At 66.8% G+C, this 19,563-nt stretch carries 20 protein-coding genes; 12 read left to right on the top strand and 8 right to left on the bottom strand.

Annotated elements, in window-relative coordinates; genetic code table 11:
• Positions 1–84 precede the first annotated feature (84 nt).
• Positions 85–2,352 (top strand): bifunctional SulP family inorganic anion transporter/carbonic anhydrase, encoded by a 2,268-nt coding sequence (locus NIBR502771_RS15260; protein WP_141160495.1) that lies wholly within the window; start codon positions 85–87, stop codon positions 2,350–2,352.
• Between the two features lie 91 nt (positions 2,353–2,443).
• On the opposite strand, the gene NIBR502771_RS15255 is transcribed toward NIBR502771_RS15260, so the two are convergent.
• The 3 genes from NIBR502771_RS15255 to NIBR502771_RS15245 are packed head-to-tail and all read right to left on the bottom strand — an operon-like array spanning position 2,444 to position 5,128.
• The gene (locus NIBR502771_RS15255) at positions 2,444–3,388 is read right to left on the bottom strand and encodes a heme A synthase (protein WP_141160494.1); all 945 of its coding nucleotides are present in this window, start codon (positions 3,386–3,388) and stop codon (positions 2,444–2,446) included.
• 7 nt (positions 3,389–3,395) lie between these two features.
• A complete protein-coding gene (locus NIBR502771_RS15250) occupies positions 3,396–4,163 on the bottom strand; it encodes an ABC transporter permease (RefSeq protein ID WP_141160493.1) in 768 nt (255 codons plus the stop codon).
• Positions 4,160–5,128: an ABC transporter ATP-binding protein gene (locus tag NIBR502771_RS15245; protein ID WP_141160492.1), complete on the bottom strand. Its 969-nt coding sequence runs from the start codon at positions 5,126–5,128 to the stop codon at positions 4,160–4,162. The genes NIBR502771_RS15250 and NIBR502771_RS15245 overlap by 4 nt, the downstream gene beginning before the upstream one ends.
• Before the next feature lie 156 nt (positions 5,129–5,284).
• Between NIBR502771_RS15245 and NIBR502771_RS15240 the strand changes: the two genes are divergently transcribed.
• From NIBR502771_RS15240 to NIBR502771_RS15215, 6 genes are read left to right on the top strand one after another with little or no spacing between them, the layout of a single operon-like run.
• On the top strand, positions 5,285–6,091 hold the full coding sequence (locus tag NIBR502771_RS15240) for a metalloregulator ArsR/SmtB family transcription factor (protein ID WP_246839683.1): 807 nt from the start codon (positions 5,285–5,287) through the stop codon (positions 6,089–6,091).
• Positions 6,091–7,554 carry a Fe-S cluster assembly protein SufB gene (sufB, locus tag NIBR502771_RS15235; protein WP_141160490.1) on the top strand — a complete coding sequence of 488 codons (1,464 nt, stop codon included), beginning with the start codon at positions 6,091–6,093 and terminating at the stop codon, positions 7,552–7,554. Before NIBR502771_RS15240 ends, sufB begins: the two co-directional genes overlap by 1 nt.
• Positions 7,554–8,795 carry a Fe-S cluster assembly protein SufD gene (gene sufD / locus NIBR502771_RS15230; protein WP_141160489.1) on the top strand — a complete coding sequence of 414 codons (1,242 nt, stop codon included), beginning with the start codon at positions 7,554–7,556 and terminating at the stop codon, positions 8,793–8,795. The genes sufB and sufD overlap by 1 nt, the downstream gene beginning before the upstream one ends.
• 20 nt (positions 8,796–8,815) lie before the next feature.
• Entirely contained in the window at positions 8,816–9,172 is a 357-nt protein-coding gene (locus NIBR502771_RS15225) for a non-heme iron oxygenase ferredoxin subunit (protein WP_141160488.1), read from the top strand.
• A gap of 42 nt (positions 9,173–9,214) precedes the next feature.
• A complete protein-coding gene (gene sufC, locus NIBR502771_RS15220; RefSeq protein WP_141160487.1) occupies positions 9,215–10,009 on the top strand; it encodes a Fe-S cluster assembly ATPase SufC in 795 nt (264 codons plus the stop codon).
• 12 nt (positions 10,010–10,021) lie between these two features.
• Positions 10,022–10,354 carry a metal-sulfur cluster assembly factor gene (locus tag NIBR502771_RS15215; protein WP_018761278.1) on the top strand — a complete coding sequence of 111 codons (333 nt, stop codon included), beginning with the start codon at positions 10,022–10,024 and terminating at the stop codon, positions 10,352–10,354.
• Between the two features lie 109 nt (positions 10,355–10,463).
• On the opposite strand, the gene NIBR502771_RS15210 is transcribed toward NIBR502771_RS15215, so the two are convergent.
• Positions 10,464–11,345, bottom strand: a complete 882-nt coding sequence (locus NIBR502771_RS15210; RefSeq protein ID WP_141160486.1) for a neutral zinc metallopeptidase — start codon at positions 11,343–11,345, stop codon at positions 10,464–10,466.
• A 57-nt stretch (positions 11,346–11,402) separates the two neighbouring features.
• On the opposite strand from NIBR502771_RS15210, the gene NIBR502771_RS15205 reads away from it, so the two are divergent.
• Both NIBR502771_RS15205 and NIBR502771_RS15200 read left to right on the top strand, forming a co-directional pair.
• Entirely contained in the window at positions 11,403–12,809 is a 1,407-nt protein-coding gene (locus NIBR502771_RS15205) for a class I adenylate-forming enzyme family protein (RefSeq protein ID WP_141160485.1), read from the top strand.
• On the top strand, positions 12,772–13,989 hold the full coding sequence (locus tag NIBR502771_RS15200) for a thiolase family protein (protein ID WP_141160484.1): 1,218 nt from the start codon (positions 12,772–12,774) through the stop codon (positions 13,987–13,989). Before NIBR502771_RS15205 ends, NIBR502771_RS15200 begins: the two co-directional genes overlap by 38 nt.
• A gap of 22 nt (positions 13,990–14,011) precedes the next feature.
• Here NIBR502771_RS15200 and NIBR502771_RS15195 read toward each other — a convergent pair whose 3' ends face one another.
• The 3 genes from NIBR502771_RS15195 to NIBR502771_RS15185 are packed head-to-tail and all read right to left on the bottom strand — an operon-like array spanning position 14,012 to position 16,017.
• Complete coding sequence (locus tag NIBR502771_RS15195) at positions 14,012–14,635, bottom strand: energy-coupling factor transporter transmembrane protein EcfT (RefSeq protein WP_141160483.1); 624 nt, start codon at positions 14,633–14,635, stop codon at positions 14,012–14,014.
• Positions 14,632–15,363, bottom strand: a complete 732-nt coding sequence (locus NIBR502771_RS15190) for an energy-coupling factor ABC transporter ATP-binding protein (RefSeq protein WP_141160482.1) — start codon at positions 15,361–15,363, stop codon at positions 14,632–14,634. The genes NIBR502771_RS15195 and NIBR502771_RS15190 overlap by 4 nt, the downstream gene beginning before the upstream one ends.
• 9 nt (positions 15,364–15,372) lie before the next feature.
• The gene (locus NIBR502771_RS15185) at positions 15,373–16,017 is read right to left on the bottom strand and encodes a biotin transporter BioY (RefSeq protein WP_141160481.1); all 645 of its coding nucleotides are present in this window, start codon (positions 16,015–16,017) and stop codon (positions 15,373–15,375) included.
• 188 nt (positions 16,018–16,205) lie between these two features.
• Between NIBR502771_RS15185 and NIBR502771_RS15180 the strand changes: the two genes are divergently transcribed.
• The 3 genes from NIBR502771_RS15180 (at position 16,206) to NIBR502771_RS15170 (ending at position 18,359) form a co-directional block, all read left to right on the top strand.
• Positions 16,206–16,769: a dihydrofolate reductase family protein gene (locus tag NIBR502771_RS15180; RefSeq protein WP_141160480.1), complete on the top strand. Its 564-nt coding sequence runs from the start codon at positions 16,206–16,208 to the stop codon at positions 16,767–16,769.
• A gap of 48 nt (positions 16,770–16,817) precedes the next feature.
• Positions 16,818–17,255 (top strand): VOC family protein, encoded by a 438-nt coding sequence (locus NIBR502771_RS15175; RefSeq protein WP_141160479.1) that lies wholly within the window; start codon positions 16,818–16,820, stop codon positions 17,253–17,255.
• Between the two features lie 96 nt (positions 17,256–17,351).
• Positions 17,352–18,359 carry a DUF808 domain-containing protein gene (locus tag NIBR502771_RS15170; RefSeq protein WP_141160478.1) on the top strand — a complete coding sequence of 336 codons (1,008 nt, stop codon included), beginning with the start codon at positions 17,352–17,354 and terminating at the stop codon, positions 18,357–18,359.
• A 24-nt stretch (positions 18,360–18,383) separates the two neighbouring features.
• On the opposite strand, the gene NIBR502771_RS15165 is transcribed toward NIBR502771_RS15170, so the two are convergent.
• Positions 18,384–19,448 (bottom strand): spore photoproduct lyase family protein, encoded by a 1,065-nt coding sequence (locus NIBR502771_RS15165; RefSeq protein WP_141160477.1) that lies wholly within the window; start codon positions 19,446–19,448, stop codon positions 18,384–18,386.
• Positions 19,449–19,563: the final 115 nt, after the last annotated feature.

The raw sequence follows: 19,563 nt of genomic DNA, 5'->3' as shown, positions 1-19,563 counted from the left end.
CATATCGGTCACGTTAACTGTCATTAAACATGACAACCTGCTTACGGTGGAACGGACCCTTCCCGCAAGCAAAGGAAACAGCCCATGGAAGCCCGTCCCTCAGCCGTCCCCACGCCCAGCCACAGTCCACCGGGCGGAAACGGGAACCCGGTCCGGAAAAAACCCGGTCTCCCCGGATTTGCCTCCCACCTCGGCGCCGACGTCCCCGCTTCCCTGGTGGTGTTCCTCGTGGCGCTCCCGCTCTCGCTTGGCATCGCGGCTGCCTCCGGCGCCCCGATCATGGCAGGATTGATCGCCGCCGCCATCGGCGGCATTGTGGCCGGCAGCCTTGGCGGCTCACCGCTCCAGGTGAGTGGACCCGCCGCCGGGCTGACCGTCGTCGTGGCAGGCCTGGTGCAGGAGTTCGGCTGGCAGGTGACGTGCGCCATCACCGTGGCCGCCGGCGTCGTGCAGCTGCTGCTGGGTATAAGCCGCGTCGGCCGGGCAGCCCTGGCCGTTTCCCCCGTGGTGGTCAAGGCCATGCTCGCCGGCATCGGCGTCACCATCATCCTGCAGCAGCTCCACGTACTACTGGGATCGGAGCCTGCGGGCTCTGCGCTTGAGAACCTCGCAGGACTGCCTGCCGCCATCACCAACCTGGAACTGCATGCGGCCCTGCTGGGCCTGGCGGTCATCGTGATCCTGCTGTGCTGGCGGTTCCTTCCCCCCATTGTCCGCCGGGTGCCGGGCCCGCTGGCGGCAGTTGCCGCCGGTACCGCGTTGGCGGTCGCCTTTGCCCCGGGGGTGGAACGGATCTCCCTCGACGGCTCGATCTTCGATGCGATCGCGCTGCCGCAGCTTCCCGACGGAAACTGGCGGGCCTTCGCCTTCGCAGTCCTGACCATGGCCCTGATCGCGAGCATCGAATCCCTCCTTTCCGCGGTTGCAGTGGACAAAATGCACACCGGCCCGCGCACCAACCTCAACAAGGAACTCGTCGGCCAGGGCGCCGCAAACATCGTCTCCGGATCACTGGGCGGCCTTCCCGTCACGGGGGTCATCGTCCGCAGCGCCACCAACGTGGAAGCCGGCGCAGCCACCCGGACCTCCGCCGTGCTGCACGGCGTGTGGGTCCTTGCCTTCTCGGCGCTCTTCGCCGGGCTGATCCAGCTCATCCCGCTGGCCGTCCTCGCCGGCCTGCTGGTGGTCATCGGCGCGCGCCTGATCAAGGTGGCGGATATCCGCACCAGCCTTCGGACAGGTGACCTCCTGATCTACGCCGTGACCCTTGCATGCGTTGTCGTCCTGAACCTGCTGGAGGGCGTCATGATCGGGCTCGCCCTGGCCGCCGCGTGCGTGCTGTGGCGGGTCCTGCGCGCCCCGATCCAAGCGCATTCTCCCGCCACTATGTCGTCGCCCTGGCGGGTGACCGTTGCAGGATCCTGCAGCTTCTTCGCGCTGCCGCGGCTGAACGGGACGCTGCAGTCCATCCCCGCCGCCGTGGACGTCGTGGTGGAGCTGAATGCGGACTACGTGGACCATTCGTTCCGCGAAGCCCTGCTGGCCTGGCAGGTCCAGCACCAGGCCACGGGCGGCACCGTGAACCTCGAAGAGCACGGGAACACCCTGTTCCGGGACGCGGCGCACCAACCGCCCCGGCGCGGAGAAACCAGCGAGCTGCCGCTTCCGCCCCGGAAGGAATCCCTGCTGCAGGGGATCAACAAGTATCACCGCCGCTTCGCGGACCAGGTGCGCCCGCTGGTGCACGACCTGGCCGAGGCACAGAATCCGGACAGCCTGTTTGTGGCCTGCGTCGACTCCCGCGTTAACCCCAACCTGATCACAAGCAGCGGTCCGGGCGATCTGCTCACCCTGCGGAACATCGGCAACGTGGTGTGCAACCGGGGCCAGGATGCCTCGATCGACTCGGCCCTGTCCTTCGCCGTCAGTGGCTTGGGCGTGAAGTCGCTGGTGATCTGCGGGCATTCAAACTGTGGCGCCATGAAGGCGCTGATCGCCGAGGCGGACGGCGCGGACCACGCCTCCCTGGGCCCGGCGTTCGGGCGCTGGCTGGGGCACTCCCGGCAAAGCCATGCCGAACTGCTGGCTGGCCACCCGGTGGGGAAGCAGGCCGCCGCCGCGGGCTACAGCACGGTGGACCAGTTGGCGATGGTCAATGTGGCCGTGCAGCTGGGCAAGCTCCACAACCATCCGCACGCGGGGCCGGCCCTGGCCGGCGGGCAGGTCCAGGCAACCGGCCTGTTCTATGACATTGCCACCGCGCGGGTCCTCGAAGTGACGCCGGACGGCATAGCGGACCTGGACCCGGGGCTCGGGTCCAGGTTGCAGGAGGGCGCCTTGGCGTCCGGCTAGTCCGGGCAGCTGCGCCAAGGCCTGCCTATAAAGGAAAGGCGCCCCGGTCCACAGACGGACCGGGGCGCCTCCTGCGTGGCGGTGCCTGAACTTACTTGGCCGTGCTTGAACGGGCGATGTCCCAGGCGTTCGTCGATGCTGCCATCAGCAGCGCGGCGCCGAGCATGTGGGCCGCCACCAGCAACGCGGGAATGCCGTTGTAATACTGCGTAAACCCGATGATGGCCTGGAGGACGGTGACTCCCAGGAGCATCAGGACCGCCGTCCGGAAGGGGCCGGTAATGCGCCGCCGGATGACCAGCACCAGCGCCACCACCGTTCCCGCGGTAACCAGGTAGGCAGGCACTGCGTGGATGTGGGAGAACAAGTCCCAGTCGAGGTCGTTCCGGGGAGCATCTGCGTCACCCGCGTGCGGACCTGCACCAGTCACCACCACGCCGAGCATAACGGCCACGGCAGAGAAGAGGGCGACGGCGGCAGTCACCGGGCGCAGGGCCGCGGGCAGGACGGCCGCCCGGGCCGCCGGGAAACGGCCGGTCCGGCCGAAGGCGCGGTTCACCAGCAGGGTTGAGAACACCACCAGGGCCATCGACACCAGGAAGTGGAGGCCCACCACCCACGGATTGAGGTTGGTGAGCACGGTGACGCCGCCGATGACGGCCTGCGCCGGGATGCTGGCGAGCAGCCCGAGGGCCAGCAGGAAGAGGTCCTTGCGTTCCTTGCGCAGGTTCCACAAGTAGACCAGCATCAGCGCGGCCACGGCGGCCAGCGCGAAGGTCAGGAGCCGGTTGCCGAACTCGATGAAGCCATGGATGCCCATCTCGGGGGTGTTCACGATCGAGTCCGAGGTGCAGCGGGGCCAGGTGGGGCAGCCAAGGCCTGACGCCGTCAGGCGGACAGCCCCGCCCGTGACCACCAAAAGCGTCTGGCCGATCAGGGAGGCAACGGCGAGGCGGCGGATGCGGACGTCCACCGTACGGGGAAGCCGCGACGCCAGGCGGCCGGCAATCTGGGGAAGGCGTGAAGCCGTGGTCACGATTATCTCAATTCCACTTGAACCAACGTATGGCTGCGGCTCCGGCAATGACGGTCCAGAGCAGCAGGATCAGGGCGGCGCCGCCGTTCACGGCCCCACCCAGGAAAGCGGCGCGCATCGATTCCCCGAGGGCGCCGGAAGGCAGGAAATGGACCACGGCCTGCGCCGCGGCGGGCAACCTTTCGGCCGGGATGACGATGCCGCCCATGGCTCCCAGGAGGATCCACAGCAGGTTGGTAATCGCCAGCGTCGCTTCCGGCCGGACGGTACCTGCCACCAGCAGCCCCAGTGCGGTGAATGCCGCTGCACCCAGCGCAAGCAGGGCAAGCCCGGGGAGCCAGCCCGCCGCCGTCGGCTGCCAGCCCAGCACCAGGGCGACCAGGCCCACCACTACCACCTGGAGGCACAGGACGGCCAGGACCGAGAGAACCTTCCCGGCAATCAGGCCGCCGCGGCCCAAGGGCGTCGTGGACAGGAAACGCAGCACCCCATAGCGGCGGTCGAAGCCGGTGGCGATGCCCTGCCCCGTGAAAGCCGTTGACATGGCACACAGAGCGAGGATCCCCGGAACAGCCACATTGATGCGGCTGGAGCCCATACCGTCGAGGAAGGGCGTCACCGTCAGGCCGACCAGTGCCAGCAGCGGCAACACCACGGCCAGGATCAGCTGCTCGCCGTTCCGCAGCATTGTCAGTGCCTCGTATTTGCCCTGCAGGAGGACGCGGCGCGGCAGGGACGCGGGCTTCTGCGTCTCCCGGATCGCTGCGGTACTCATCGGATGTCCTTTCCTGAGATGTCCAGAAAGACGTCTTCAAGGCTACGCGCCTGGAGGCTCATCGATGCCGGCATGATGCCCTTTGCTTCCCACCACTGGGCCAGGGTGGACAAATGGCGGGGTGTGAGGGCGCCGGTGACGGCGTAGCTGCCGGCACGGGCCTCGGAGACGTCGACGTCGTCCGGCAGCACCGCAGCCAGGTCCAGCCCGGCGGGTGCCTCGAACACCAGGGTCCGGACGTGCTCGCCGGCCTGGTCCGCCACGGGGTTGCGCTGCAGCAGCTCATGGACAGTGCCCTCGGCGACGTTGCGGCCGCCGTCAATGATGTACACGTAGTCCGCAAGGCGCTGGGCGTCGTCCATCAGATGGGTGGTCAGGATGATTCCCATGCCGCCGTCGCGCAGCTCGGCAATCAGGTCGAACACCAGCTGCCGGGACTGCGGGTCCAGTCCGGCGCTGGGTTCATCCAGGAAGAGGACTTCCGGCCTGCCGATCAAGGCTGCGGCGAGTGCCAGGCGCTGCTTCTGGCCGCCGGAAAGCCGGCGGACGCTGGTCCGGCTGAAGGTATCGATGCCCAGCCTGCCCACCAGGTCTTCCAACGGCCAGGGGCGGGCGTACAGGCCGGCGATATGCCGCAACAACGGGATGGGCCGTGCCGACGGCGGGAGCCCGCCGTCCTGCAGCATCACCCCGACGCGGGAGCGCAGGTCAGCACCGGCCGTGGCGGGGTCCTGGCCCAGCAGGGAAATGCTGCCGCCGGTACGTTTCTGCAGGCCCTGCGCGCATTCCAGGGTGGTTGTCTTGCCGGCTCCGTTTGCGCCCAGCAGCGCGGTCACCTGCCCGCGCTCCGCGGTGAGGGAGACGCCGCTGACAACCCTGAGCATCTTTCCGTCCAGGCTGGACAGGGGGCCTACGTCCTTGATGAGCCCATGGATGGACAGGACGGGGGACTGGGGGGATCGCACCACAGTATTCTACGGGATGTAGTATTCCGTCCCGTCCGGCGGGGTCGGGCGGAGCGCCGGGAAACTGCAGGAAGTCATATTCCGTGCAGAGCCAAGGTCAGCCTGCCCTTACTGGAGTGCAGGACTAAATTACGACATGATTGTGTTGTGTATTCCATGACCAACGCTACCGCTGTGCCTGTTGCCGGGCCGGGACCCGCTGCGTCCGGTCCTGTGGCAGACGCTGACGAGCGCACCCGGGACCGGGTCCTCGCTGCCGTCCTGGAGCACGGTCCCGTCAGCGCGGCCGAGCTGGGGGACATGCTGGGGTTTACCCCGGCCGCTGTCCGGCGCCATTTGGACCACCTTTCCCGGGCCGGAGTCATCGAGGTCAAGCGCCTCGCCAAGCCGGGAACGGGTGCCGGCCGCCCCGCACGCCGTTACGTCCTCAGCTCCCAGGGCCAGTCCAGCCTGGGCAACGACTACCTGGACATCGCCGCCCTTGCGCTCCAGCAGCTGCAAAAGGTAGCCGGCCCCGACGCGGTGCGCGCCTTCGCCGAAGAACGGTTCGCGGATATGGAGCGGCGCTACGCACCCGAAATCGAGCAGGCCGGCCCGGACATCCGGGACCGCGCCACCGCACTCGCAGCGGCGCTGACCCGCGACAACTTCGTGGCTTCCGCTGCGTCCATCGAGGCAAAGGCACCCCTGCCCGCGGCGCTTTCCAGCGTGCAGCTCTGCCAGGGCCACTGCCCCATCCAGCAGCTCGCCGCCCGCTTCCCGGTGTTCTGCGACGTCGAGACCGAAGTCTTTTCAAGGCTGGTGGGCGTTGACGTCCGCCGCCTCTCCACGCTGGCCCGCGGCGGCCACGTCTGCACCACACATATTCCTACAGGCAGGCTGCCTGCCAAACCGGCCACGGTGCCGGCGGCAGCCCCCGCCAGCCTGGACGAAGTAATCAACCATCAGCAAGAAAGGCCGTGATGACGGACCAACTATCAGAGAAAGCAGTCGCCGAAAACACTGTGATCTCGGAGATTCTGGAAAAGAATCCCGAGCTCCACGGCATCGGCAACTACGAGTACGGCTGGGCCGACAAGAACGATGTCGGCGCCAACGCCCGCCGTGGGCTCAACGAAGAGGTAGTCCGGGACATTTCGGCGAAGAAGAGCGAGCCGGAATGGATGCTCGACCTGCGCCTGAAGGGCCTGAAGTATTTCGACCGCAAGCCCATGCCCACCTGGGGCGCGGACCTCTCCGGCATCGACTTCGACAACATCAAGTACTTCGTGCGCTCCACCGAGAAGCAGGCTGCCACCTGGGAGGACCTGCCCGAGGACATCAAGAACACGTATGACAAGCTGGGCATCCCCGAGGCCGAAAAGCAGCGCCTTGTTTCGGGTGTTGCCGCCCAGTACGAGTCTGAGGTTGTTTACCACCAGCTGCGGGAGGACCTTGAGCGGCAGGGTGTCATCTTCCTGGACACCGACACCGCGCTGAAGGAACACCCGGAGATCTTCCAGGAGTACTTCGGCACCGTCATCCCGGTGGGCGACAACAAGTTCGCCTCGCTGAACACCTCCGTCTGGTCCGGCGGCTCGTTCGTGTACGTCCCCAAGGGCGTCCACGTGGAGATCCCCCTGCAGGCCTACTTCCGCATCAACACGGAAAACATGGGTCAGTTCGAACGCACGCTGATCATCGCCGACGAGGACTCCTACGTCCACTACATCGAAGGCTGCACAGCGCCGATCTACACCTCGGACTCGCTGCACTCCGCCGTGGTGGAGATCATCGTAAAGAAGGGCGCCCGCGTCCGGTACACCACCATCCAGAACTGGTCGAACAACGTCTACAACCTGGTGACCAAACGTGCCGTCTGTGAAGCAGGCGCCACCATGGAGTGGATCGATGGAAACATCGGCTCCAAGGTCACCATGAAGTACCCGGCCGTGTACCTTGTAGGCGAAGGGGCCAAGGGCGAGACCCTGTCCATTGCCTTCGCCGGCGAGGGCCAGCACCAGGACACCGGTTCCAAGATGGTGCACATTGCGCCGAACACCAAGAGCTCGATCATCTCCAAGTCCGTTGCCCGTGGTGGCGGCCGCGCCGCCTACCGCGGCCTGGTCCAGATCCGGGAAGGAGCCAAGCACTCGGCCAACACCGTGCGCTGCGACGCCCTCCTGGTGGACACCATTTCCCGGTCTGACACCTACCCGTACATCGACATCCGCGAGGACGATGTCCAGCTGGGACACGAGGCCACCGTTTCCCGCGTCAGCGAGGAACAGCTGTTCTACCTCATGTCCCGCGGCATGCCCGAGGACGAGGCCATGGCCATGATCGTGCGCGGCTTCATTGAGCCGATCGCCCGCGAACTGCCCATGGAATACGCCCTCGAGCTGAACCGCCTCATCGAACTCCAGATGGAAGGATCCGTCGGTTAATGACTGCCGAAGCAACTACCGAAAAGGCGCGCGTCGGCGCACCGTCGATCGCCGGTTTCACCGAGGAGGGCGAGCACCTCGTCGCCTCCAAGGTGGACCGCCACCATAGCCACGGCACACAGGTCATGGCCTCCCGCGCCGAGAGGCTCACCAGCCATGACGTGGCCGATTTCGCCCTGCCCAACGGCCGGGAAGAGGAATGGCGCTTCACCCCGGTGCGTGAACTGGCCAACCTGCTGTCCGATACCCCGTCGGAGGCCGGCGCCCTTGGCGTTACGGTCGAGGCACCTGCAGCCGTGGTCCAGCGGACCCTCCGCGCAGGTGAGGCCCCCCGTGGCGCCACCCTCGTCCCCGCCGACCGTGCCGCCGTCGTGGCTTCCGCGAACGCCGGCGACGCCCAGCTCATCTCCATCCCGGCGAACGCCGAGTTGGACGAGCCGGTGCGCTTGGTCCTGACCGGCAACGGCGCAGGCCGCCGGACCAACTCCCACGTGGTGATCGAAGCCGGAGTCAACAGCCGCTCCGTCGTGATCATCGAGCACGACGGCACCTCAGACCACAACGGCAACGTTGAGGTCCTGGTCCGCGAAGGCGCCCACCTCACGGTGGTTTCCCTGCAGCTTTGGGGGGACGACGCCAAGCACCTGGCACAGCATGACGCCGAGGTTGCCAAGGACGCCGTGTACAAGCACATTGCCGTAACTCTTGGCGGCAAGATCGTGCGCCTGAACTCCAACGTCCGCTTCGCCGGGGAAGGCGCCGAGACGCAGCTCCTGGGGCTTTACTACGCCGATGCCGGCCAGCACCTGGAGCACCGTTCCTTCGTGGACCACAACGTGGCGAACTGCAAGTCCAACGTCCTGTACAAGGGCGCTCTGCAGGGCAAGGGCGCGCACACCGTGTGGGTTGGCGACGTGCTGATCCAGAAGCAGGCCGAAGGCACCGATTCGTACGAGAAGAACCAGAACCTGGTGCTCACCGACGGCTGCCGCGCGGACTCCGTGCCCAACCTCGAAATCGAGACCGGCCTGATCGAGGGTGCCGGCCACGCCAGCGCCACCGGCCGGTTCGACGACGAGCACCTGTTCTACCTGATGGCCCGCGGTATCCCCGAGGATGTTGCCCGCCGCCTGGTGGTCCGAGGCTTCCTCAACGAGATCATCCAGCAGATCAAGGTTCCGGCCCTCGAAGAGCGCCTGACCGAGGCTGTTGAGCGCGAACTCGCGGCAATCGACTACTAGAGACAGGCGGGCAGGAACGTATGAGCGGCAAACCCAAGGGTGAGCTGGTGTGCAGCGCCAATGACATCAAGGTCAAGCAGGCGCTGCGCATCCTGGTCGACGGCTACCCGGTGGCCGTTGTCCGGGATTCGATGGGGGACATCCACGCCATCGGCGACACGTGCTCGCATGCGGACATTTCACTGTCCGAAGGCGACGTGGAAGGCTGCGCCATCGAGTGCTGGGGGCATGGCTCCCAGTTCGACCTGCGCAGCGGCCAGCCGCTCCAGCTTCCGGCTTACGATCCTGTTCCGGTATTCGCCGTCGAACTCGACGGAGACGACGTCTATGTGGATGTCACCAACGTTTTGAACGGCGCAGCAGTAAACAACTACTGAGCGCCCGCAGCACCAGACTTACGAGCGAAAAGAAAGAAGAGCATGTCAACTCTTGAGATCAAGGACCTGCACGTCAGCATTGAGACGGAGCAGGGCACCAAGGAGATCCTGAAGGGCGTCAGCCTGACCATCAGGACCGGCGAGACGCACGCCATCATGGGACCCAACGGCTCCGGCAAGTCCACCCTCGCCTCCACCATCGCCGGCCACCCGCGCTACACCGTCACCAGCGGCACCATCACGCTGGACGGCGAAGACGTGCTGGCCATGAGCGTTGACGAGCGCGCACGGGCCGGCGTCTTCCTGGCCATGCAGTACCCGGTAGAGGTTCCGGGCGTCACCATGACCAACTTCCTGCGCACCGCGAAGACCGCCATCGACGGCGAAGCGCCCAAGCTGCGTACCTGGACCAAGGACGTCAAGGACGCCATGGAGAAGCTGCGCATCGACGCCGACTTCGCGCAGCGCAACGTCAACGAAGGCTTCTCCGGCGGCGAAAAGAAGCGCGTGGAGATCCTGCAGCTGGAACTCTTCAAGCCCAAGTTCGCCGTCCTGGACGAGACCGACTCCGGCCTGGACGTTGACGCTCTGAAGATCGTGTCCGAGGGCGTCAACCGTGCGCACTCCGAGGGAAACATGGGCACCCTGCTCATTACCCACTACACCCGCATCCTGCGCTACATCAAGCCTGACTTCGTGCACGTGTTCGTGGACGGCCAGGTTGTGGAGGAGGGCGGCCCGGAGCTGGCCGACCGCCTCGAAGAAGAAGGCTACGACCGTTACGCCAAGGGCGCCGGCGCAGCCGCCGTCGCGGCTCCGGCCGCAGTCCAGGCCTAGTAAGGACTTGCCATGACCGAAATCAAGCCGGGCCGCACGGCCCTGGAGGATGTCGAAGAGGCGCTCAAGGACGTCATCGACCCCGAGCTTGGCGTCAACGTTGTCGACCTGGGGCTGCTGTACGGCCTGAAGTACTCCGACGACGACGGTGCGCTCCTGATCGACATGACCCTCACCACAGCGGCGTGCCCGCTCACCGATGTGCTCGAGGAGCAGGTGGGACAGGCCCTGGACGGTGTTGTGGACGATTGGCGCCTGAACTGGGTATGGATGCCGCCATGGGGTCCCGAGCGGATCACCGACGACGGCAAGGACCAGATGCGGGCCCTCGGCTTCAACATCTAAGTCCCCACTGCCTTATAGTCCCCACTGCCTTATATACGACGACGGCGGGTCGCCTTTCGCAGGAAAGGCGACCCGCCGTCGTCGTCGGTCCATCCGGGGTGAACCGGGGTTAGAGGGTGGCGGCGCTGAACGTATCGCACTGGTTGATGTCGCCGGACTGGTAGCCCCGGGAGAACCAGCGCTGCCGTTCCTCGCTGGAGCCGTGCGTCCAACCTTCGGGGGAGACGCGGCCCGTGGCGGCCTTCTGGATCCGGTCGTCACCAACCGAAGCGGCGGCGGACAATGCGTCGTTCACATCCTGCTGGGTGAGGGGTTCCAGGTACGGCTGGCCCGTAGCCGGGTCCGGGGTGGTGGAGGCGTACTTGGCCCAAAGACCGGCATAGCAATCCGCCTGCAGTTCGGTGCGTACGGACCCTGACTCCGGTCCCTGCGGATCCTGCTGCGCCCGCTGCAGGTCACCGAGCAGATTCTGGACATGGTGGCCGAACTCGTGCGCCACCACATATTCTTGGGCCAGCGGGCCGCCGGAGGAACCAAAACGGTCCACCAGCTCCTGGAAGAACCCGGGATCGAAATACGCCGTGGTGTCCGTGGGGCAGTAGAACGGGCCCACCTCGGAGGTCGCAGCCCCGCACGCGGTGTTGGTGCCGCCGCTGAAGATCACCGCTTCCGGCCGCGGGTACTGCACCTTGTATTGCTTCAGGTAGCCGGGCCAGAACGCATTGAGGCTGTTGACGGTGCCCGTGATCCGGCAGTCCAGGCGGGCGTCCGCGTCCGCGCCGGTGCTGCAGGCAGGTGCCGTGCCCTGGGACTGTCCAGACGAGCCCCCGTCCACCAGTCCGCCGAGCATGTTGGGGTTGATGCCCAGGAGGAGGGCAACGAGCAGGACCAGGCCGCCGCCGATGCCGCCGCCGACTTTCACCCCGGTGCCCATGCCCCGGCGGTCCTGGACCTGGGAGGGATCAAGCTGAACGTTGTCGTTGAAACTCATAACGTCACATTACCCGCGGGCCGGGCGCTCAATCTGCCCTGCCGGTAAAGTTGGTCCGTGCCCTTCCTCGACAAGCTCCAGCGCTGGGCCGGGCAGCGGCCGCACGACACCGCCGTCGTGATAGCCGGGCGCCGCCTCGACTGGGAGCAACTGCGGGACGCCGCGAAAGACGAGGTGGCCGGCACGAAATCCGTCACGGCACTCTGCGAAGCCAATTCCGTGGACTTTGCCGTGAAATTCGCAGCCGCCGTGGCGGGCCGCCGGCAATGCGCCGTCCTGGATCCGGCCTGGCCCAAGTCCCTGCAGGAGGACATCGTCCGGCGGGTCGAGGCATGCGCCGATTCCGCATCGGTGTCTCCGGATGACGGGTTGGCCGACGGGCCGGCGGTATCCACCTTCCTGATTGGCCTCACCTCCGGAACCACGGCTGTACCCAAGGCCTTCACCCGCTCCCGGCGGTCCTGGCAGCAATCCTTCGATGCCTCGATCGAGTTTTTCGGTCTCCGGCAGGATGACGTGACCCTTGCGCCTGGTCCGCTGGCCGCCAGCCTGAACCTTTATGCCCTGGCTGAGTGCCTGTATGCCGGTTCCGAGTTCCATACGCTGCAGACGTTCGACGTCGGCGACGTCCATGCGGCGATCACCCACGACCGTGTCACCCGGCTGGTCCTGGTACCCACCATGCTGCGGATGCTCAGCGAGCGCGGCATGACCGGATGCGTCGATGCGTCCGGTATCCGGACTATCATCTGCGCCGGTTCCAAGCTTGATGCGCGCACCCTCGAAGCGGCCAGACGCTGGGCTCCCAACGCCACCATCTACGAGTACTACGGCGCCTCCGAACTGAGTTTCGTGTCCGGTCTTGGCCTGTCCCCCGGCCAGGAGGCCACCGCCGGCGGGACCGGAATCGGCCGGCCGTTTCCGGGGGTCGACGTCCGGATCCTGGATGACGAGGGCGCACCGGTCCCCGACGGCAGCTACGGCAACATCTGCGTCCGCAGCGGCATGGTGGGCAACGGCTACCTGTGGGGCGACGACGGCGAAGCGATGCGGTGCTTCGGCGACTGGTACACGGTGGGGGACCAGGGCTACCTGGCGGACGGCGAACTGCACATCCTCGGCCGCCGCGCCGACATGATCCTGACGGCGGGACGGAACGTCTACCCGCATGAGGTGGAACTGGCATTGGCGGCCGTCCCCGGGGTCTCAGCAGCTGTTGCTGCCGGGATGACTGATGAATTGCGTGGCCAGCGCGTTGTCGCCGGCGTGGTGCCGTCCCACGGCGGAATCAGCGCCACCCAGCTGCGGGCCGGCCTGGAGGACATCCTGTCCCGGCACAAGCGGCCGTCGCAGTACTACCTGCTCGCGGAATTGCCCACCACGGACCGCGGCAAGGTCAGCCGCAACCTCCTGCTGGAGTGGATCAATGCCCGCGACCCCAGGGTGCGTGCCCTTGGCGCCTGACGTCCAGCCGCCCGTCCTCCTGCCGCCCGAACGGCAGCCGGTCATCATCGCCGCGCGCCGGACCCCGGTGTGCCCCGTCAACGGAGCCCTGCGGAGCCTGCGCGCCCACGAACTCCTCGCTCCGGTCCTCCGGGAACTGGCCGCAGTGGCACTGGACCCCGCGTCCGTCACCGACGTTGTTATCGGCAACGCCGTCGGAGGGGGCGGGAACGTTGCACGGCTTGCCCTGCTGGAGGCGGGACTGCCGGCCACCGTGCCGGGAATCACCGTTGACAGGCAGTGCGGTTCGGGCCTGGATGCAATCGTCCTTGCCGCACGACTCGTTGCGGCCGGCGGCGGACCGCTCTACCTGGCAGGGGGAGTGGAAAGCACCAGCACCGCGCCCCTGCGGGCCCACAGGAAGGACGACGGCGGCCCGGAGTTCTACCGGCGCGCCCAGTTTGTGCCGGACAGCTTCGGGGACCCGGACATGGGCGTGGCCGCGGAAACGGTGGCCGGCGCGTACGGCGTTGCCCGCGAACGCCAGGATGCTTTCGCGCTGGCCAGCCACCGGAAAGCCCTCGCCGCCATCCGGGACGGACGCTTCACGGACGAACTCGTGCCGCTGGAGACTCCCGCGGGGACCGTCTCCGTGGACGGCGGGCCGCGGGCGGGCCTGACGCCGACTGTCATGGCACGGTTCCCGGCCGCCTTTGTGCCAGGAGGAACTGTCACTGCCGGAAATTCCTGCTCTGACGCGGACGCCGCCTCCGCCGTCGTCGTGACGTCCCTTGCGCGGGCCCGCCTGCTCGGGGTGCGTGATGGCCTGCTGGTGCGCGGCACCGGTACCGCCGGGGTGGCTCCGCAGCTGCTGGGGATGGGCGCTGTTCCGGCTGCCAGGGGCGTCCTGGCTGCGGCCGGTGTGAAGGCCAGCGAGCTGGACCTGGTGGAATTCAACGAGGCGTTCGCCTCACAGACCCTCGCGTGCCTCGGTGAGCTGGGGATCGATCCCGGCCGGGCAAACCTCGACGGCGGGGCGCTGGCGCTGGGGCACGCCTACGGTGCGTCGGGTGCTGTGCTGGTGACCCGGCTGCTCGCCCAGGCGCGGCGGGCGGGCACCGAGGGCGCCCTGGGGCTGGCCATGATCAGCATGGCCGGTGGAATGGGCACGGCGGCACTGCTGGAGTACCGGCGGCTGTAACGCCGCCTGGCGTCCCGCCCGGTCAGTCTTCCGGTTCGCCCAAGCCGCGGGCCGCCAGCGCCTCACCTGTTTGGCGGGCGTACGCCACGGATGTGATGAAGACCGGCAGGACCAGTGCGCGGGGGTTGCGCTCCAGTCCCCGGGCCCGGGCGGAGTCGCGCACGTCAGCGAAGGTGCCCGCGATGAAGGGAATGCTGCGGAGCATGATGCCGATGGTCAGCGCGAAGCGTTCAGGATCGGCGCCGAACCTTTTGAAGGGCCGCGCCAGGTGGACCACGCCGTCCAGGAGCCGCTGGATCGGCGTGGTGGCGGTCAGCAGGGATGCTGCCACGACGCAGACCAGGATGTTCAGCACGATCCGGCCCGCTGTGGGTCCGCCCAGCTGCCACCACTGGAAGAGGCCAATGACCAGGAGCACGGGGGCCAGTGGGCGGACGGCGTGCCACAGCCGGCGCGCCCCGGCGCCCGTGGCGGGGAACAGGCCGCAGAGCAGGGCCAGGACACCTGCGGAGATGCGCCAGTCGACGATGAGGAAGGAAAGCAGGCCACAGCCGATGACCAGGAGGAACTTCAGCGCCAGCGGTGCGCGGTGGACCAGTGAGGTACCGGGCACGTAGTTGGCCAGGAGGAAGCCGTGGCCCCTCACGTGGAATCCCGCCCTGTGGCGTCCAATCCCTGAAGGCACCATGAGCGGTAGGCCGCCACGGCCTCCGCCGGGGCGCCGTCGAAAGCCACGCGGCCCTGCTCGATGACCAGGACCCGGTCCATGTCCAGGGCCAGCTCAAGGTCGTGGGTGGACATGATGATTTGCTGGTCCAGGTGCGCCAAAGTCCTGCGGAGCAGCTCGCGGTTGCGCAGGTCCAGGAGGGTGGAGGGCTCGTCCAGCACCAGCACCCGGGGGTTTGCCGTCAGCACGGCGGCGAGCGCCATCAGTTGCCGCTCGCCGCCGGACAGCTCGTAGATGCTTTGGTCCGCCAGGTTCAGCAGGCCCAGGCGTTCGAGGGCTTGTTCCGCCAGGTGCCGCCGTTCCGTACCGTTCTTGGTTGAACGGCGGAGGGACAGTTCGACGTCTTCCCGGCCGGTGGGCATCACCAGCTGGGACAGGGGATCGGTGAAGACGAAGCCCACGTTGCGCCTGACCTTCCGGACGGCACCCACGGTGTCGTCGCCGTCGACCGTGACGGTGCCGCTGGAGGGCTGGATGAGTCCGTTGACGAGGCGCAGCAGCGTGGATTTGCCCGATCCGTTGGCGCCAATGACGCCCACCCGGGCTTCGTCCAGCCTGAGGCTTACTGCGTCCAGGAGGACCTTGGGCTGCTGGGAGTCCTCGCTTTCGACGGCGACACGCACCTGGTCGAACGTTACTGCCGGCATGCGTAGTCCCTAGGCGCTTCGGGTGGGTTGGGTGCGGCGGCGGACGCGGCGGACCAGGACATCGGGGAACGCCCGGTGGAGGGCGACGGCGACGGCGGCGGCCAGGAGGTTCTTGATGATGTCTCCCGGGTAGAAGACCAGGTCGCTAAGGAAGGCCTGCTCCAGCGTGGCCTTGGAGTTGAGGGCAATTCCCAGGACGCCCAGCGTGTGCACGAAGACGATGCTGGTGGCCGTGGCGGCCAGGAAGAACCACAGGGCGCGGGCTTTCGTGGTCCGGCGGATGACCACAGTCGCCAGCCAACCCACTGCCGCAGCGGCGATGGGGAAGGCGATGATGTAGCCGGCCGAAGGCCCCGCAAGGATGGCCAGGCCGCTGCGGCCCTGGCTGAAGATGGGCAGGCCGGCCAGCCCCAGGAGGGTGTAAAGTCCGACGGCGGCGAATCCGCGGGCGGGCCCCAGCACCAGGCCGGTGAGCATCACGGCCAGGGTCTGGAAGGTGATGGGGACGCCGAAGCCGTTCAGGGCCAGTCCCGGCACCAGTGCGGCGCCGGCCACGAGGGCGGCGAAGACGGCGATCAGGCCAAGGTCGGTGCCGTTCCAGCGCCGGCGCTCCGTCCGCTTGCTGGTTTCTGTGGTGGTCTCGGTGTTGCTCATGGCGGTCCTGTCGGGGTTGTACAAGCGGAATCTAATGTACAGCCGACGCTACCGGCGCGGAACGGGGACGATTTTGTAGGGGTCCTACTAAGGGAGGGCGTGGGTGCTTTTGGGTGGGCACAAAGGGGGCCGGACATGAACTCCGCGGGTCTATGCAACGGCCGGAGAGTCGGGGGAGACTGGGCGCCATGCGCAAGCTGACCTTCGCCATGAACCTGAGCGTCGACGGCTACATAGCCGCACCCGGCGGCGACCTTGGCTGGAGCGTACCGGGCGACGAGTTGTTCCAGTGGTGGTCCGACCGGGTGGGGGCCACGGGCCTGGCGCTGTACGGGCGCAGGCTGTGGGAGACCATGAGTCCGCACTGGCCCACCGCCGACCAACAGCCTGGGGCCACACCGGCTGAGATCGAATTTGCCCGGCGCTGGCGGGACATGCCGAAGGTGGTGTTCTCCTCGACCCTCAGCGCCGTCGACTGGAATGCCCGCCTGGTCACCGGTGACGCGGTCACCGAGATCACCCGGCTCAAGGGCGAAGACGGCGGCCCGATGGACATTGGCGGAGCCACGCTCGCCGCAGCGGCCATGCGGGCCGGGTTGATCGACGAGTACGTGACCGTCACCCATCCGGTCCTGGTGGGCGGCGGCAAACCCTTCTTTACAGCCCTGGACACCTGGGTGAACCTGACGTTGGTGGACACGAGGGCATTTCCCAACGGCGTAGTCATGACGAAGTACCGGACCAGGCGCTGACCCTCCGTTGCTGTCCTGCACGATCCCCGCGTTGGTACCCTGTGGCACATGCCCATCAAACTCGAAAACGTAGGCATCGCCGTCCGCGACCTGGAAGCGGCCATCGCTTTCTTCACCGACCTCGGGCTCACTGTGGTGGGCCGGCAGACCGTGAGCGGGGAATGGGCCGACACCGCCGTCGGACTCGACGGCAACCACGCCAGGATCGCCATGCTCCAGACCCCGGACGGCGGCGGCCGCCTCGAACTGTTCGAATACATCCACCCCGACGCGATCGAAACTGAGCCCACCCGGCCCAACGAAATCGGAATGCACCGCGTCGCCTTCTCCGTCGACGACATCGGGCAGGCCCTCGAGATTGCCGCAAGGCACGGCTGCCACCCCCTGCGAGGCGTGGCCACCTATGAAGACGCCTACAAGCTCAGTTACGTCCGGGGTCCCAGCGGCATCATTGTGATGCTTGCCGAGGACCTGACAAAGGGCTGAGCCCGCCGGCCGGCTGCAATATACTCCGAACATGCCCATCACGCACCCAACCCTCAATGCTCAACGCCCTGACCACAAGACCCTCGGGGGCCGGCCTTGAGCGGCGGCCTCGTAGCCCTTCTGGATGACGTGGCAGCCTTGGCCCGCATAGCGGCAGCATCGGTGGATGACGTGGCAGCCGGCGCCGCGAAGGCTGGTGCCAAGGCGGCCGGCGTCGTCATCGACGACGCCGCGGTCACCCCGCAGTACGTCTCAGGGGCGGACCCGTCCCGTGAACTGCCGATGATCAAGAAGATCTTCTGGGGTTCCATCCGCAACAAGCTCCTGATCATCCTGCCCGCCCTGCTGCTCATCAGCGCCTTCATCCCCTGGATCATTCCGTTCATTCTCATGCTCGGCGGCACCTACCTCTGCTACGAGGGCGCCGAGAAGGTCTGGCATAAGCTCCGCGGCGGCCACCACGAGGAAGACGAAGCCCCCGCGGTGGAACGCGGGCACGATGCCGAGGCCAAGGTGGTCAAGGGCGCGATCACCACCGACTTCATCCTGTCCTGCGAGATCATGGTCATCTCCATGAACGAGGTGGCCACCGAATCCATCTGGGTCCGCGCGTTCATCCTGGTCCTGGTGGCGTTCGCCATCACGGTGCTCGTGTACGGCGCCGTCGCGCTCATCGTCAAAATGGACGACATCGGCGTGCACCTGGTGGGCAAGGATTCTCCCCGCTCCAAGCGCCTCGGAAGGTTGCTGGTCACCGGAATGCCCGCCGTGCTGGCCACCATCACGTTCGTGGGAACCATCGCCATGCTCTGGGTCGGCGGCCACATCATGCTGCAGGGCGCGCACGACCTCGGCTGGCACGCACCCTATGACCTGGTCCATGGGATTGAGCACCCGGTGGCGGGCGTTGCCGTCGTCGGCGGTCTTTTAGCTTGGCTCGTCAACACCCTTTGCTCAACCGTCGTCGGCCTCGCCTGGGGCCTCATAGTGCTGGCAGTGGTCGGCCCGATCCTGAAGGTGCTGCCGTTCGGCAAGGCAAAAGGCGGGCACAGCGAGTCTGCCGCGCCCGCCCCGAACGGTGCGCCCGACGAACACCATGCCTGACAGCTGCCGCAGCCGGTGCGCGTTTCAGAACGCGTAACGGATGCGGCAGTACGGCGTGATTTCCTCAATGAGCGCGGTCAACTGCGCCACATAGCCAGCCTTTGCCCGTGACCGGTAGCGAACGTTGTTGAATCCGTTGGAGGACGTCTTTGACTCCTGGAGGCCGGGACGCCACAGAACCTTTTCAGCCTGCGGATGCCAGCCCAGGTTGACCTCATGCAACTGCTCGTTGTGGGTCAGGAAAATGACCTCCGCCGCGAGTTGGGCCTTGGCTGCCCCGGTCAAGGTCGCGTCGAGCTGGCGGAGAAGTTCTTCCCAGTCGGCCAGCCAGGTGTCGGTGATGATGACGGGGGAGAAGTTCACGTGCACTTCGTAGCCCGCGTCGACGAAGTCGTTAATCGCTGCGATCCGTTCCGCCACCGGCGACGTCCGGACGTCAATGGACCTGGCCAGGTCCGCCGGCATCAGGGAGAAGCGGATCCGGGTGTGGCCGCCATGGTCCCATGCCAGCATCTCCGGGTTGACGAACTTGGTGGCGAAGGACAGCCTGGCGTTGGGCAGTTCGCGGAAGAGCCCCACAAGCTCCTCGACGTTGGGGCTGATCAGTGCATCCACTGAGCAATCGCTGTTCTCGCCGATGTCGTATACCCACAGTTCCGGGTCGCACTGGTTGGGCTCGAGCTTGAGCCCCTGGCGGGTGGCGTGCCGCTCAAGGGTCGCCGCGATCTGGTCGATATTGGCGAACACCGTAATTGGATTGCTGTAACCCTTGTGCCGCGGAACGTAGCAGTAGGCGCACGCCATCGCGCAGCCGTTCGCTGTGGAAGGCGCAATGAAATCCGCCGAGCGGCCATTCGGTTTGACGGTCAGCGACTTTTTGATCCCCAGGACCAGCGCTTCCGTTTTGATCCGTGACCAGCGCGGCACGTTGGTTTCGTCACCATGCAGGTCCGGGATGTTCCAATGGCTGTCCACCAGTACGACGTCGGCTCCGGGCCAGCGAGCGAGAATCTGCTGGCCACGTGGCAGCTCCAGGGCGGCCGGCTGTGCGTAGATACGCCGGATCTGCAGCAGCCGATCGAATTCCATGACCCCATTCTGCTTGAACCCTGGCGGCGGCGTCCCCGGTTAAGCCCTCGGCACCATCACCGTGCAGCCGGGAGTTTCTGCTGCTGAAACTGGACCGGTCCGCCGGACGGTAGAC

Origin of the sequence: Pseudarthrobacter sp. NIBRBAC000502771 (assembly GCF_006517215.1) — a bacterium.
In the GTDB taxonomy this organism is placed as follows: Bacteria; Actinomycetota; Actinomycetes; order Actinomycetales; family Micrococcaceae; genus Arthrobacter; species Arthrobacter niigatensis.
The sequence above is the reverse complement of the archived record's forward strand: the minus strand, read 5'-3'. Positions and strand labels throughout refer to the sequence as shown.

Excerpts from the sequence above, each read along its gene's own strand:
- NIBR502771_RS15260 (WP_141160495.1), top strand. The coding sequence starts at position 85 with ATGGAAGCCCGTCCCTCAGCCGTCCCCACGCCCAGCCACAGTCCACCG.
- NIBR502771_RS15250 (WP_141160493.1), bottom strand. The coding sequence starts at position 4,163 with ATGAGTACCGCAGCGATCCGGGAGACGCAGAAGCCCGCGTCCCTGCCG.
- NIBR502771_RS15240 (WP_246839683.1), top strand. The coding sequence starts at position 5,285 with ATGACCAACGCTACCGCTGTGCCTGTTGCCGGGCCGGGACCCGCTGCG.
- sufB (WP_141160490.1), top strand. The coding sequence starts at position 6,091 with ATGACGGACCAACTATCAGAGAAAGCAGTCGCCGAAAACACTGTGATC.
- sufD (WP_141160489.1), top strand. The coding sequence starts at position 7,554 with ATGACTGCCGAAGCAACTACCGAAAAGGCGCGCGTCGGCGCACCGTCG.
- NIBR502771_RS15225 (WP_141160488.1), top strand. The coding sequence starts at position 8,816 with ATGAGCGGCAAACCCAAGGGTGAGCTGGTGTGCAGCGCCAATGACATC.
- sufC (WP_141160487.1), top strand. The coding sequence starts at position 9,215 with ATGTCAACTCTTGAGATCAAGGACCTGCACGTCAGCATTGAGACGGAG.
- NIBR502771_RS15215 (WP_018761278.1), top strand. The coding sequence starts at position 10,022 with ATGACCGAAATCAAGCCGGGCCGCACGGCCCTGGAGGATGTCGAAGAG.
- NIBR502771_RS15210 (WP_141160486.1), bottom strand. The coding sequence starts at position 11,345 with ATGAGTTTCAACGACAACGTTCAGCTTGATCCCTCCCAGGTCCAGGAC.
- NIBR502771_RS15200 (WP_141160484.1), top strand. The coding sequence starts at position 12,772 with ATGCCCGCGACCCCAGGGTGCGTGCCCTTGGCGCCTGACGTCCAGCCG.
- NIBR502771_RS15190 (WP_141160482.1), bottom strand. The coding sequence starts at position 15,363 with ATGCCGGCAGTAACGTTCGACCAGGTGCGTGTCGCCGTCGAAAGCGAG.
- NIBR502771_RS15185 (WP_141160481.1), bottom strand. The coding sequence starts at position 16,017 with ATGAGCAACACCGAGACCACCACAGAAACCAGCAAGCGGACGGAGCGC.
- NIBR502771_RS15180 (WP_141160480.1), top strand. The coding sequence starts at position 16,206 with ATGCGCAAGCTGACCTTCGCCATGAACCTGAGCGTCGACGGCTACATA.
- NIBR502771_RS15175 (WP_141160479.1), top strand. The coding sequence starts at position 16,818 with ATGCCCATCAAACTCGAAAACGTAGGCATCGCCGTCCGCGACCTGGAA.
- NIBR502771_RS15165 (WP_141160477.1), bottom strand. The coding sequence starts at position 19,448 with ATGGAATTCGATCGGCTGCTGCAGATCCGGCGTATCTACGCACAGCCG.